Raw genomic sequence first — 13,664 nt, 5'->3', positions numbered from 1 at the left:
AGATACTTCCTTATTTTTGATAGTCATGAATGATAACACCTTGTACCACACGGTTTACTGTACCTGTAGGAGACGGTGTATCTGGTTTATTTTCTACCTTGAGTGAAGTCAAAAGGGCAAAGAGTTGGGCATAAACGATGTAAGGGAAGACACGGTAGATATCATTCAAGACTCCACCACAGCCAAGAGCCACTTCTTTGACATTTTCAAGACCAAAGGCTTGATCACTCAAAAGCACGACACGACGAGCAATGTGATCACCAGCCACCTCGCGAACCAAGTCCAAGTCGTACTTGCGAGTGTAGTCTGTCGTTGTACCAAAGACCAAAACAACGGTATCTTCATTGATAAGAGATTTTGGACCGTGACGGAAGCCGACTGGGCTTTCATACATGGTCGCAACTTGACCAGCTGTTAATTCCAAAATCTTGAGCTGAGCTTCATGAGCAAGTCCAAAGAAAGGACCAGCGCCTAGGTAGATAACACGGTTAAAGTCGAGGTCAACCAGCTCTTTAACATCTGCTGCATTTTCTAGAACATTGCGGGCAAGGCTCGTCACAACTTCAAAACGTTCAGCTTTCACAGCAAATTCTGTAGGATCAAAAACCAAGAGAGCTGTTAGCATCATGGACGTAAAGCTAGAAGTCATGGCAAATCCAGCGTCATTGGAAGCAGCTGGTTGCAAGAGTAAGAGATTGCGCTCATCGCCATGAGCTTGAAGAGCCAATTTACCTTCTGCAGCACATGTAATGGTCACTTGATAGAGGTCATCAACCAAGGCTTTGGCCAAATCAACCGTCGCCACACTTTCAGGTGAATTCCCACTACGAGCAAAGGAAACAAGGACAGTCGCCACATCTTTTTTCAAATAAGTTTCTGGATTGGCAACAATATCAGTTGTCGCAATGGCATTGAAATTCCATTTGCGTTCGTCATAGACTTCCTTAAAGTAAGGCACCAAGGTATCTCCCACATAAGCAGAAGTACCAGCACCCGTCAAGATGACCTTGATATAGTCATGCTTATCAGCGATTCCTTGTAGGAATGCTGCAATTTCTTCTCGTTTTGCTTGATAGGCTTCAAAAGCCTCTTTCCATACATCAGGCTGTTGGTAGATTTCACGAGTCGTGATTTCTGCACCCAGTTCAAGTAATTCTTCTTTTGTGTAATTTAGCATAGAGTTCCTCTAATCTATTATTGTTTCATTCCTATTGAAAATATGGGAATGGGATTGACTCCCATTCCCATGTATATTCTATACAAGCTGTTCTAACGATTTTCACGTTGTCACATCGTATACTCAATGAAAATCAAAGAGCAAACTAGGAAGCTAGCCGCAGGCTGCTCAAAGCACTGCTTTGAGGTTGCCGGATAATACTGACGAAGTCAGTAACATATATACGGCAAGGCGACGCTGACGTAGTTTGAAGAGATTTTCGAAGAGTATTATTCATCTTCGTCATCATCGAAGTCCGCTAACAAATCGTTGACTTTTACAATGCTTTCTGCAGCACGGCTCTTATAATCCGCATCTGCACCTGTAAGGCTTGCATTGATAAATTCAATCACCATTGGAAGATTCATCCCTGCGTAGAGTTCAATGTCGCGACCTTCCATAATCAAACGGCTTACCACGTTACAAGGTGTTCCGCCGAGAAGGTCCGCAAAGACTAGGAAATCATCCAATCCTTCGATAGCAGCTTCAAATTTTGCAGTAAATTCTTCTGGACCATCTTCTGGAAGAAGAGCCACTGCATGAATGTTGTCCTGTGGACCCATGATCATTTCTGTGCTACCTTTAAGTTCTTCACAGAAACGACCATGACTCACCAAAATTAATGATTTACTCATAAATTATGCGCCCATTCCAAGTACAAATTTACCCAGAGCAGAGAGACCTACTGCAAGAACGATAATGATACCGATCGCTTTAGTAGAGTTCATACCTTTCTTACCAAGCAACCAGAAGATAAAGGCAGTAAAGATTGCTGGAAGCAAGCGTGGGAAGATTGAGTTCAAGATGTCTTGGAAGTCAATCATCTTTTCACCGATTGGCAATTTGTAAGAAATGTCAAAGTTGATCATTGTTGCTACAAGAGCACCCATCATGAAGACACCAAGTACAGATGCAGCGTCAATCAAAGCTGTCAAAGTACTTTGCATGTTGTTGATAAGGTTAACCCCTTCTTTGTAGGCAAATTCCAATTGTTTCCAACGGAAGATGTCATAAGCAACTGCAACTGCGATCCAAAGGAAGATACCCCATGGTTGGCCAGCGATAGCCATAGTTGCTGCGATAGATCCCATGATAGCAGGTACAAGTGAACCAAAGATTGTATCTCCAAGAGGAGCGAATGGTCCCATCAAACCTGTCTTGATACCGTTAACGGCATCTTTTGAACCCACACCATCTTTTTCTTCCATGGCAAGGTCAAAACCAGCGATAATAGTGTGGAAGAATGGTGAAGTATTGAAGAATTGAGTATGAACTTTCATCATTTCTTTCAATTCAGGAGTTCCATCCCCATACATTTTACGCAATTGAGGCAAGATCATGTAAAGGTAACCAGAAGCTTGCATACGTTCGTAGTTCCAACCTAATTGGAAAGTAAACAAGCTACGTTTGTTGATTTGATTAAAATCTTCTTTTGTAAGTTTGTAATTAGAATTCGTCATCTTCGATTTCCCCACTTTCTGATGGTGTAGAAGGTGCTGCTACAGCTACTTTTTGGCTGTTCTTAAAGTGAACAACTGCAAGGAAGATACCTACGATAGAAACACCAATCATAGACAAACCTTTGAAGTTGTTAGCAAAGCCAATCTTTTCAGCAACATCAGCAGGAAGAGTACCAAGGATACCCGCAACAGCTCCACCAAGACCTGTTACATATGAGTAAAGAACAGTCAACATAGCTGTCAAACCAAATCCCATTGCAAGGTAGTGAAGGTTACGTTTAACTGGAAGGTAACGAAGCAAGATTGCAAATCCAAGACCTGGAAGCATACGTCCTGCAAGTGTCAAACCATCTGCAATCCATTGATATTCTTTAACAAGGTCTACTACTGATTGTACAAAAGCACCACCAAAAGCAAGAGCGAAGAATACTGGAAGGGCACGAGAAAGAGCCCAAGGCACTGCACCAAGTAGGTAGTTGCGTTCGATACCTTTGTAGTCAAAGCGTTCGATCGCAGCATCAATACGGTGTGCAAAGAAAGTAGTAGTCATACGTCCAAGAACGTCGAAGTATGTCAAAAGTGCTGCTACTGGTACAGCGATTGTTGTGATTGCAAGATCTGTATCAATACCTTGAGAGATAGAGAATGCTGTTGCAAGAACCGCACCAGAAGTTGCGTCGATACGAGAAGCACCACCGAAGGTACCAACCCCGAGAACGAACAACTGCAAGCTACCACCGATAAACAAACCAGTTGTCACATCTCCCATGATCAAACCAGTAATAAAACCAGCGAATACAGGAGAACCTGCAGATGAAACGATTGTCAACTCATCACAGATTTGATAAGCTGAGTACAAAGTGAGAAGTAAAATTTGCCACCATTGTATCATAACAATGACCTCCTAAAAATTTTTTCCTATTTTAATAAGCTCAAAAAGTCTGAAACTGGATCATTTGGAACCATTTGAGCAGTGAGTTTCACACCTTTGTCTGCTAGTTTGTGGAAATCTTCCACATCCTTGTCTACTACGTTGATAGAACGTGTGATAGAGCGAGTTTCTGGTGTTTGAGACATATTGCCGACGTTGAGTGTTTCAAGCGGAACACCTGCTTCGACCAAACCAAGGAAACGGTCTGGTTTACGTGCAACGATAAAGAGACGTTGGCTATCGTATTTACCAGCAAGGATATTGGCTGCTGCTTTCTCAACTGGCAAGATACTGAGTTTCACACCTGGTGGTGTAGCAAGTTTCAAGCCACTCTTTTCAATATCGTTGTTAACAACTTCGTCGTCTACAACCATAATGCGCGAAACGTTTAGTTTCCCTGCCCAAAGATTGGCTACTTGACCGTGGATCAAACGTCCATCGATACGGCATCCTACAATTGTCATAAGTTTTCCCCCTTTATGTGTTTTAGTGTAGGTTTACGAGTTAAATGAATCTCTTCTTTATATTCGCCCTCAGTTTCAAAGATGATGATGCGGTTAGCACCTTCCTTGAGATAGCTATGAGGGATATAAAGTGAGAGGGTCGGGCCGACGTTCCAGAAACGCCCTAGGTGGCGCCCGTTGACAAAGGCAACTCCCTTACCAAACTCAGACAAGTCTAAGTAGGTATCCTTCGGCTCTTCAACGGTAAAGTCGAAAGCGTAAAAGGCTGGTTGTCCTTCTGTCCATCCTTTTGAAAAATCAATTTTCTCAGGATTATCCAGTGGTAGTGGATATTGTTTCCAATTCAGTAAGAAATGTAGATCTTTGCAGACACCTGTACGAATTCCTTTATGTTGCGTATCTGCTAAGAACTTATGTCCGTAGTTGACACGCCCCATATTTTCGATCAAGATGTCAATCTCTGAAAAGCCTTCTCGGTTGCCTTGACAGTAGATATCTTCACCAATCTCTGTCTGGTATTGAGTAGCAATCCATTGACCATCTACAAAGAGTTGAGCTCGGTCACGTCCATCGATGATACGGAGACGTTCCTCTTCTGCATCCCAACTTGCCTCATTGCGGTAGAGAAGGTAGCCATAACTTTGACCAAGTTCTTCCATCGCTTTTGGATAGAGGCTCTCAGTAGGACTAGAGAGACTATCCAGAGTTTCAAACAAGGAAACTTTTTCGACCAATGGAATGGACCCTATCTCCATGCTTTCCTTATAGAGTGGTTCCAACTGTGAATACTCTGGGAAGTGGGTTGCCATCATCTTCTTAACCGCTAGGTATTTAGCAGTTGGATTTCCTTCTTCATCGAGAAGGGCATCATAGTCGTAAGATGTGACTTGTGGCAAATCCAGAGTTCCTCGAGCCGAGCAACCATTCATGAAACCAAAGTTTGTGCCACCATGGAACATGTAGAGGTTGATAGAGCCTTGCTCCAATACCTCTCGAACAGCTTCTGCCAATTCTTTAGGATCCCGTGTGATGATGGGTTCTTTCCAACGGTTGAACCAACCATCCCAGAATTCCATACACATGAGTGGCCATTTTTTACCATACTCATCAAAGAATTCCTGCATCTGTGAAAAGTTGTAAGGAGCCTTAGAACCGAAGTTCCCTGCCACAAAGAGGTCGTCTTCGATCAAGGTTCCGGCTTTCAGAGTAGCCCTCCATGGGCCATCTGAAGTAAAGAGTGGGCAATCAATCCCTCGGTCTTCCATCAATTTCCGAATGGCTCGTAGATAAGACTTATCCTCACCATATGAGCCATACTCGTTTTCAACTTGCATCATGAGAATGTTTCCGCCATTATCCAACAAGCGAGGCACAAGCCTTGGCAATAATTGGTCATAATAGCGAGCAACAGCCTCGATGTAGGCTGGATCGGACGAACGGATTCGCATGGGCTTGGTCAAGAGCCAAGCTGGTAAGCCACCGAACTCCCACTCGGCACAGATAAATGGCGAAGGACGTACAATAGCATAAAGTCCCAATTCCTGTGCTATTTGGAGAAATTTCTCCAAATCTAGAGCACCTTCAAAATTAAATTTTCCCTCAACAGGCTCGTGTAAATTCCAAGCCACATAAGTCTCGACTGTATTAAAGCCAAGCGCCTTTAAGTTATAGAGAGAATGATACCAATCCTCTGCTGGAATCCTAAAATAATGAATGGCGCCGGACAAAATCTTGAACGGTTTTTCGTCTAAATAGAAATCGTCCTCAATTTTAAATCTTGTCATGTTATTACCTCTGACTTATCAAGTTTGCGCTTTCATTTATTATAATATTAACTATAATCAAATCTTGTGCATTTGTCAATAGGTTTTAGAAAATTCTTTAAAATTTTTCTATTTTTTTACTTCTTTTTTACCAAAATTATCTAAAAAATAGCATGAAATGAAGGCTTTTACACGACCTCTGTTTCGACGGAGCCTTTATATATGTGCAAAATAATATTTTTAATGTATTATGTTATTTTTTCATCTAAATGCTACTATTTTCTTTGTGTTTGTGGTAAAATCAAAGGAGGAGAAAGAAAAAAATTGAGGTGCAATTATGGCTATTCCAAAATACCAATATATTAAAGACGAACTCAAGAATAAAATCATCTCAGGTCAATTTGCGAGTGGAGACAAATTTTATACTGAAGCAGAGTTGATCGCGATGTATGATGTTAGTTCTATCACAGTTGTTCGTGCCTTGAACGACCTTGCCAAAGATGGCTATATTGTCCGCCAGCAAGGAAAAGGAACTTTTGTTTCACGCGCTCGTAAGCACAAACTCGTTGAGTTTTCAGATGTGGAAATTTTTGAAACAAAGGACGATAAGGTAACTGTCCTTTCTATCGAACGTGGAAATAAGCTTGAATATTTGGAAAAACTTGGTTTGCGTGGAGACCAGTTCTACTACAAGATCGAACGGACACGTCAAACTAACGGTGTGACCTATATCTACCACACTTCTTATATTCCCGAACAATATATCAACGCCAACTATCCAAATCTTGACTATTATAGTTCTATCTATAAACGTTTCAAATTGGATTACCGCATTCACATGACTGATGAGCATTTTGAGGAAATCAACGAAATCGCATTCCCAACACCCGAGCATGCTGCTTCTACGCTGGGAATTGATACACAATTTCCAACTGTCTTCCAAACGAAGACTACAAAACTTGAGGCCACTGGCCAAGTCCTTGCCTATAGTGAAACTTATAAACGAGCTGACTACTACAAAATCAAATTCATCTCGTGTGATCGAGGTCATTAAGAAAAAGCTTGAGCCTAGCTCAGGCTTTTTCTATGTTCATTATAGCATGCACCATTTAGTATGAACATATGACGAAGGGTAATTCTTTAATTAGTAGTGCTTTTACTAAAAACAAGTTAAATATTGGCTAGATTTTCCTTGTTTTTAGTTTTTTGACAATTTTTTCCTAAATCTTATGATTTCCTCCATTTATTATAGTTCTTTCATAAAGCCACTTGACTTTTTATATCTTAGATAATAAAATAAAAACAGTTTTGTGTAAACGCTATCATACAATATAATAACAGGGAGGTTTTATCATGAAACTAGAAAAGAAACAGCGCTTCTCCATTCGTAAGTACGCGATTGGAGCAGCTTCTGTGCTCATAGGATTTACTTTCGGCACTCAAGCCGTATCTGCCGACAGCGTCACTCCAACACCAGAAAATCCAAGCGTGGCTCAAACCGCTCAGGGAGAACCACTGGCTGCTGAAACATCGACTGAAAGCAAGCTTGAAGAAAGAGTTGAAGCAAAAACCGAGGAGACAAAAGAAGCTTCAGCTACACTCGCTCCAACAACCGAAAAAACTGAATCCCCAGCAGTTGCAGAGAAAGCTGACGAGACTCCAGTCAATGAAAAAACTATTCCTGCTTCAGAAGAAAACTCAGAACCAGTAAAAATTGACGAAGAAAAGAAAAATGATCCATCAACACCTGCAACAACGGCTCCGAGCGTTGAACGAGCAAGTCAGGTAAATGAAAAACTGGCGAAAAGAAAAATGATCTCAATCGATGCTGGACGCAAGTACTTCTCACCTGAGCAACTCAAAGAAATCATCGACAAAGCCAAACACTACGGTTATACTGACCTTCATTTACTAGTTGGAAATGATGGCATGCGTTTTATGTTGGACGACATGACGATCAAAGCCAATGGCAAAACCTATGCCAGTGATGATGTCAAACGTGCACTCGAAAAAGGAACAGATGCCTACTACAAGGATCCAAATGGCAACCACTTAACAGAGAGCCAAATGACGGACTTGATCAACTATGCTAAAAACAAAGGCATTGGTCTCATCCCAACTGTAAACAGCCCTGGCCACATGGATGCCATTCTCAATGCCATGAAAGAACTTGGTATTGAGAAGCCAAACTTTACCTACTTTGATAAGGAATCTGCTCGTACCGTTGACCTTGATAACAAAGAAGCAGTTGCATTTACCAAGGCTCTGATTGACAAGTATGCTGCTTACTTCGCTGGCAAATCTGACATCTTTAACATCGGACTCGACGAGTATGCCAACGATGCTACAAACGCCAAAGGCTGGAGCGTTCTTCAAGCCTATAAATGGTATCCAGAAGATGGATTCCCTGACAAGGGTTATGATAAATTTATCGCTTATGCTAATGACCTTGCTCGTATCGTCAAATCTCACGGTCTCAAACCAATGGCCTTCAACGATGGAATCTACTACAATAGTGATACTAGCTTTGGTACCTTTGACAAAGACATCATCGTTTCAATGTGGACTGGTGGATGGGGCGGATACGACGTCGCTTCTTCTAAACTTCTAGTTGAAAAAGGCCACCAAATTCTTAATACCAACGATGCTTGGTACTATGTTCTCGGACGAAATGCGGATGGCCAAGGCTGGTACAACCTCGACCAAGGGCTCAATGGAATCAAGAACACTCCAATCACTTCTGTACCAAAATCTGAAGGAGCTGACATTCCATTCATCGGTGGTATGGTGGCTGCTTGGGCGGATGAACCATCTGCACGCTATTCACCATCACGCCTCTTCAAACTCATGCGTAGCTTCGCAAATGCCAATGCTGAGTACTTCGCTGCCGACTATGAGTCTGCTGAGCAAGCTCTGAAAGAAGTACCAACAGACCTTAACCGCTATACTGCAGAAAGTGTCGCAGCTGTCAAAGAAGCTGAAAAAGCCATTCGCTCACTTGATAGCAACCTCAGCCGTGCCCAACAAGACACCATTGATCAAGCAATCGCAAAACTCCAAGAAGCTGTTAGCAATTTGACCTTCACACCAGAAGCTCAAAAAGAAGAAGACGCGAAACGCGAAGTTGAAAAACTTGCCAAGAACAAGGTAATCTCAATCGATGCTGGACGTAAGTACTTCTCAGCTGAGCAACTCAAACGTATCATTGATAAAGCTAGTGAACTTGGATATTCTGATGTGCATCTCCTCCTAGGAAATGACGGACTTCGCTTCCTACTTGATGACATGACTATCACAGCTAACGGAAAAACTTATGCAAGTGATGATGTCAAAAAGGCCATCACCGAAGGAACAAAAGCTTACTACGACGATCCAAACGGAACCACTCTTAGCCAGGCTGAAATCACTGAATTGATCGAGTACGGAAAATCAAAAGGGATTGGACTCATCCCAGCGATCAACAGCCCAGGTCACATGGATGCCATGCTCGTCGCTATGGAAAAATTAGGTATCGCAAACCCTCAAGCTAATTTTGATAAAGTCTCCAAAACAACCATGGACCTCGAAAACGAAGAGGCGATGAACTTTGTCAAAGCCCTCATCGGCAAGTACATGGACTTCTTTGCAGGCAAGACTAAGATCTTCAACTACGGTACAGACGAATATGCCAATGATGCTACCAACGCCCAAGGCTGGTACTACCTCAAATGGTATGGACTCTATGGCAAGTTTGCTGAATATGCTAACACTCTTGCTGCCATGGCCAAAGAAAGAGGCCTTCAACCAATGGCCTTCAACGATGGTTTCTACTACGAGGACAAGGACGATGTTGAGTTTGACAAGGATGTCATCATCTCTTACTGGTCTAAAGGATGGTGGGGCTACAACCTTGCATCTCCTCAGTACCTTGCAAGTAAAGGCTATAAATTCCTTAATACCAACGGAGACTGGTACTACATTCTCGGTCAAAAACCAGAAGATGGTGGTGGCTTCCTCAAAAAAGCTCTCGAAAATACCGAGAAAACTCCATTTAATCAACTAGCATCAACTAAATACCCTGAAGTTGACCTTCCTACTATTGGTAGTATGCTTGCTATCTGGGCAGATAGACCAAGTGCAGAATACAAGGAAGAAGAAATCTTTGAACTCATGACTGCTTTTGCAGATCATAACAAAGACTACTTCCGCGCTAACTACAACGCACTCCGCGAGGAGCTTGCTCAAATCCCTGCAAACTTGGATGGATACAGCAAGGAAAGCTTGGACGCCCTAAATGCAGCTAAAGAGACTCTCAACTACAACCTCAACCGTAGCAAACAAGCCGAGTTAGACGCTCTCGTAGCCAAACTCAAGGCAGCCCGCCTAGGCCTCAAACCAGCAGCAACTCACTCAGGAAGCCTCGATGAAAACGAACTAGCTGCCAACGTTGAAACCAAACCTGAACTCATCACAAGAGCAGAAAAGATTCCTTTTGAGATTATCAAAAAAGAAAATCCGAACCTCCCGGCTAAGCAAGAAAAGATTGTCACACCAGGTGTAGATGGCGAACGCACTCATTACATCTCTGTCCTTAGTGAAAATGGTAAACAAACAGAAACCGTTCTAGATAGCCAAGTAACCAAAGGGCCTGTGACACAAGTGATTGAAATCGGTGCCCCTATTACTCACAAAGGAGATGAAAATGGTAAAGCGACAACTGCAGAAGCAAAACCGAGACTGGATATCCAAGAGGAAGAGATTCCATTCACTACCGTGACACGTGAAAATCCACTCTTGCTCAAAGGGAAGACTCAAGTCGTTACTAAAGGCGCTAACGGTCGTCGCAGCCATTATTACTCTGTGAGCACTAGTGCTGACGGTAAGGAAGTGAAAACTCTTGTAGATAGTCTTGTGACCCAAGAAGCAGTGACCCAAGTTATTGAAGTCGGAACCCTTGTAACCCATGTAGGGGACGAACACGGTCTTGCTCCAGCCGCAGAAACAAAACCAAGACTGGATATCCAAGAGGAAGAAATTCCATTCACTACTGTGACACGTGAAAATCCTCAATTACCAAAAGGACAAACGCAAGTTGTTACTAAAGGAGCTAACGGCCACCGTACTGCCTTCTACTCTGTGAGCACTAGTGCTGATGGAAAAGAAGAAAGAACGCTTGTCAATAGCGTGGTAACACAGGAAGCGGTCACCCAAGTTGTTGAAGTCGGCACTGCCGTTGAGAAAGCTGAGCAAACTGCACCAACTACTGCCAAAGCAGATGAAAAACAACTCCCTGCAACAGGAAGTCAAGACTCTGCAGCCTTGGTCGCAGCAGGACTCATGGCGACTCTAGCAGCCTACGGACTGACTAAGAGAAAAGAAGACTAAACCTCTTCGACAAGAATACAAAAAAGCGAGATTGAATCTCGCTTTTTTATTTTATGCTTAGTCACCGAGTCCGATACGTTCAAAGATATCATCCACTCGTTTAGTGTAGTATGCAGGGTTGAAGATTTCGTCAATTTCATCTTGAGTGAGGCGTGAAGTTACTTCTGGATCTGCTTCCAGAAGCGGTTTGAAGTCTACTTGGTTATCCCAAGAGTAGGCTGTTTTTGGTTGCACCAAGTCATAGGCTTGCTCACGAGTCATCCCTTTTTCAATCAAGGTCAACATCGCACGTTGACTAAAGATAAGACCAAACGTAGAATTCATGTTGCGGATCATGTTTTCTGGGAAGACCGTCAAGTTCTTGACGATATTTCCAAAACGGTTGAGCATGTAGTCGATCAAAATGGTCGTATCTGGTGTGATGATACGCTCAGCTGACGAGTGAGAGATATCACGTTCGTGCCAAAGAGCCACATTTTCATAGGCTGTCACCATGTGACCACGGATAACACGCGCCAGACCTGTCATGTTTTCAGAACCGATAGGATTGCGTTTGTGAGGCATTGCTGAAGAACCTTTTTGACCTTTAGCAAAGAACTCTTCCACTTCACGTTGTTCAGATTTTTGCAGACCACGGATTTCAGTAGCCATACGCTCGATAGAAGTTGCGATGCTAGCAAGAACTGCAAAGTACTCAGCGTGAAGGTCACGAGGAAGCACCTGTGTAGAGATTTCTTGAGCACGAATACCCAATTTGTCGCAGACATATTGCTCTACGAATGGTGGAATGTTGGCAAAGTTACCAACCGCACCAGAAATCTTACCAGCTTCCACTCCAGCAGCTGCATGCTCGAAACGCTCGATGTTGCGCTTCATTTCGCTGTACCAAGTCGCCAATTTAAGACCAAAAGTTGTAGGCTCAGCGTGCACACCGTGGGTACGACCCATCATGATGGTGAACTTGTGCTCCTTAGCCTTATCAGCGATGATGTTGGTGAAATTTTCAAGGTCACGACGGATGATATCGTTGGCTTGCTTGTAGAGGTAACCGTAGGCCGTGTCCACCACGTCGGTAGAAGTCAAACCATAGTGGACCCACTTGCGCTCCTCACCAAGAGTCTCAGAAACCGCACGCGTGAAAGCCACCACATCGTGGCGAGTCTCCTGCTCAATCTCCAAAATACGGTCGATGTCAAAGTCCGCCTTCTCGCGAATCAAAGCCACATCTTCCTTAGGGATTTCCCCCAACTCAGCCCATGCCTCGTCAGCCAAGATTTCCACCTCAAGCCAAGCACGGTATTTATTTTCTTCACTCCAAATGTTCGCCATCTCAGGGCGAGAGTAACGGTTGATCATGGTTGTTTCTCCTATAATTTTATCTGCCTGATAGTAATGATGAAATAACTCCACCTAAAGTTCCTGATATTATATCTTTAATAAACTGTTGATTGAAAAATGATGCATTTTCTTTAACAATTACAGTAAATTCAGATTCACTATTTTTGTCAGTTGCAGCAAGTAAGTCCTTTAAAATTTCGACAGATTGCTCAGATAGAACAGAAGCATTGTTAAGAATCTGTTGAAGTTGTTTAGAAAGTTCCGACCACGGAAATTCAACATTCATATTAGATTTTTCTAAAATAGAATCCGTAACAATATTTGAGTTAACATTGTTGTCCCCATTAAATGTGACATTATTACCTGAACCAAAATCATTTCCAACTACATTATCATTACCTGATACAGTTGTTTTATATGAGCCTGTTTCAAAAATATTTTGTTCCCCACCAATTTGTTGATGTTTTATATCAATAAAAGTGATCTGATTTTTATCACCAAAAGATTTTTTAATTACTTCATATACTTTGTCTCGAAATATTTCTTCCTTAAAAAACAAATAAGAATTTTTGCTAGACCCTAAATTGAACTCTATGTAATATTTTGTTTTAAGATATTTCTCATAACGGTTATATACAATATAAATGTACAAAGCCAAAAAAGTAATCGGAATGATATTTGGGATAAAATCTATCGGAAACATTATTAACATAATAGCTGCAAAAGCTATTTCTTTCAAAGAAATTCTAAATGCCAATGTTGCTTTTGTCATCATAGAAATATTGTCTATCTGAATAACATCATTTTGAGTAGCTATTGCATGTTCCTTTATGCTAAGAGTATCCGTTTCAATAGTATTATTTTCGTTATTAAATAAATCTAAAATCATTATTCTTCTCTCTCCTCAAACTCTTCTTTTCCAATAAACACAGATGGATAGTGTGGTAAACTACTAAGGTTAGTATCCAACGGTACATCATAGATAACTAAATAGTTTTCTGGGTACTGAGCCACTAGCTCTTCATATTTGGTTTTCACTTTTTCGTAATCACCACTAGCATACAAGACTTCGACGACTGCTCCAGTATTATCCTTTTCAACAAATGCATTTACGATTATTTGAATCAT

At 42.0% G+C, this 13,664-nt stretch carries 11 protein-coding genes; 2 read left to right on the top strand and 9 right to left on the bottom strand.

The genetic code is table 11. The features are described 5' to 3' along the window. Positions 1-10 precede the first annotated feature (10 nt). The 6 genes from HF881_RS08125 to HF881_RS08100 all read right to left on the bottom strand — a co-directional run bounded on the left by HF881_RS08125 (position 11) and on the right by HF881_RS08100 (position 5,855). A complete protein-coding gene (locus tag HF881_RS08125; RefSeq protein ID WP_169447078.1) occupies positions 11-1,177 on the bottom strand; it encodes an SIS domain-containing protein in 1,167 nt (388 codons plus the stop codon). Positions 1,178-1,446: 269 nt separating this feature from the next. Further along, positions 1,447-1,851, bottom strand: coding sequence for a PTS sugar transporter subunit IIA (locus HF881_RS08120; protein WP_169447077.1), 405 nt, complete (start codon positions 1,849-1,851; stop codon positions 1,447-1,449). Between the two features lie 3 nt (positions 1,852-1,854). Next, positions 1,855-2,676: a PTS system mannose/fructose/sorbose family transporter subunit IID gene (locus HF881_RS08115; RefSeq protein ID WP_061454232.1), complete on the bottom strand. Its 822-nt coding sequence runs from the start codon at positions 2,674-2,676 to the stop codon at positions 1,855-1,857. Beyond that, a complete protein-coding gene (locus HF881_RS08110) occupies positions 2,663-3,568 on the bottom strand; it encodes a PTS mannose/fructose/sorbose/N-acetylgalactosamine transporter subunit IIC (RefSeq protein WP_000616992.1) in 906 nt (301 codons plus the stop codon). The genes HF881_RS08115 and HF881_RS08110 overlap by 14 nt, the downstream gene beginning before the upstream one ends. A 26-nt stretch (positions 3,569-3,594) precedes the next feature. Then, a complete protein-coding gene (locus HF881_RS08105; protein ID WP_000156965.1) occupies positions 3,595-4,071 on the bottom strand; it encodes a PTS system mannose/fructose/N-acetylgalactosamine-transporter subunit IIB in 477 nt (158 codons plus the stop codon). Continuing rightward, the gene (locus tag HF881_RS08100; protein ID WP_169447076.1) at positions 4,068-5,855 is read right to left on the bottom strand and encodes a beta-galactosidase family protein; all 1,788 of its coding nucleotides are present in this window, start codon (positions 5,853-5,855) and stop codon (positions 4,068-4,070) included. The genes HF881_RS08105 and HF881_RS08100 overlap by 4 nt, the downstream gene beginning before the upstream one ends. A gap of 316 nt (positions 5,856-6,171) precedes the next feature. Here HF881_RS08100 and HF881_RS08095 point away from each other — a divergent pair, with 316 nt between their 5' ends. Together HF881_RS08095 and strH are read left to right on the top strand one after the other, a co-directional pair. Continuing rightward, the gene (locus HF881_RS08095) at positions 6,172-6,888 is read left to right on the top strand and encodes a GntR family transcriptional regulator (RefSeq protein ID WP_001007187.1); all 717 of its coding nucleotides are present in this window, start codon (positions 6,172-6,174) and stop codon (positions 6,886-6,888) included. A gap of 299 nt (positions 6,889-7,187) precedes the next feature. After that, positions 7,188-11,198, top strand: coding sequence for an LPXTG-anchored beta-N-acetylhexosaminidase StrH (strH, locus tag HF881_RS08090; protein WP_169447075.1), 4,011 nt, complete (start codon positions 7,188-7,190; stop codon positions 11,196-11,198). A gap of 57 nt (positions 11,199-11,255) precedes the next feature. Here the strand turns inward: strH and purB are convergent, their stop codons facing one another. The 3 genes from purB to HF881_RS08075 are packed head-to-tail and all read right to left on the bottom strand — an operon-like array spanning position 11,256 to position 13,664. After that, positions 11,256-12,554, bottom strand: a complete 1,299-nt coding sequence (purB, locus tag HF881_RS08085) for an adenylosuccinate lyase (protein WP_000610728.1) — start codon at positions 12,552-12,554, stop codon at positions 11,256-11,258. Between the two features lie 19 nt (positions 12,555-12,573). Continuing rightward, positions 12,574-13,425, bottom strand: coding sequence for a hypothetical protein (locus tag HF881_RS08080; protein ID WP_125416458.1), 852 nt, complete (start codon positions 13,423-13,425; stop codon positions 12,574-12,576). Further along, complete coding sequence (locus tag HF881_RS08075) at positions 13,425-13,664, bottom strand: phosphoribosylaminoimidazole carboxylase (protein WP_169447074.1); 240 nt, start codon at positions 13,662-13,664, stop codon at positions 13,425-13,427. The genes HF881_RS08080 and HF881_RS08075 overlap by 1 nt, the downstream gene beginning before the upstream one ends.

Origin of the sequence: Streptococcus sp. WB01_FAA12, from assembly GCF_012843315.1 — a bacterium.
GTDB lineage: Bacteria > Bacillota > Bacilli > Lactobacillales > Streptococcaceae > Streptococcus.
The sequence above is the reverse complement of the archived record's forward strand: the minus strand, read 5'-3'. Positions and strand labels throughout refer to the sequence as shown.

What these genes read in the sequence shown, in the direction of transcription:
- HF881_RS08125 (WP_169447078.1), bottom strand. Translation starts at nt 1,177, where the DNA reads ATGCTAAATTACACAAAAGAAGAATTACTTGAACTGGGTGCAGAAATC.
- HF881_RS08120 (WP_169447077.1), bottom strand. Translation starts at nt 1,851, where the DNA reads ATGAGTAAATCATTAATTTTGGTGAGTCATGGTCGTTTCTGTGAAGAA.
- HF881_RS08115 (WP_061454232.1), bottom strand. Translation starts at nt 2,676, where the DNA reads ATGACGAATTCTAATTACAAACTTACAAAAGAAGATTTTAATCAAATC.
- HF881_RS08110 (WP_000616992.1), bottom strand. Translation starts at nt 3,568, where the DNA reads ATGATACAATGGTGGCAAATTTTACTTCTCACTTTGTACTCAGCTTAT.
- HF881_RS08105 (WP_000156965.1), bottom strand. Translation starts at nt 4,071, where the DNA reads ATGACAATTGTAGGATGCCGTATCGATGGACGTTTGATCCACGGTCAA.
- HF881_RS08100 (WP_169447076.1), bottom strand. Translation starts at nt 5,855, where the DNA reads ATGACAAGATTTAAAATTGAGGACGATTTCTATTTAGACGAAAAACCG.
- HF881_RS08095 (WP_001007187.1), top strand. Translation starts at nt 6,172, where the DNA reads ATGGCTATTCCAAAATACCAATATATTAAAGACGAACTCAAGAATAAA.
- strH (WP_169447075.1), top strand. Translation starts at nt 7,188, where the DNA reads ATGAAACTAGAAAAGAAACAGCGCTTCTCCATTCGTAAGTACGCGATT.
- purB (WP_000610728.1), bottom strand. Translation starts at nt 12,554, where the DNA reads ATGATCAACCGTTACTCTCGCCCTGAGATGGCGAACATTTGGAGTGAA.
- HF881_RS08080 (WP_125416458.1), bottom strand. Translation starts at nt 13,425, where the DNA reads ATGATTTTAGATTTATTTAATAACGAAAATAATACTATTGAAACGGAT.
- HF881_RS08075 (WP_169447074.1), bottom strand. Translation starts at nt 13,664, where the DNA reads ATGATTCAAATAATCGTAAATGCATTTGTTGAAAAGGATAATACTGGA.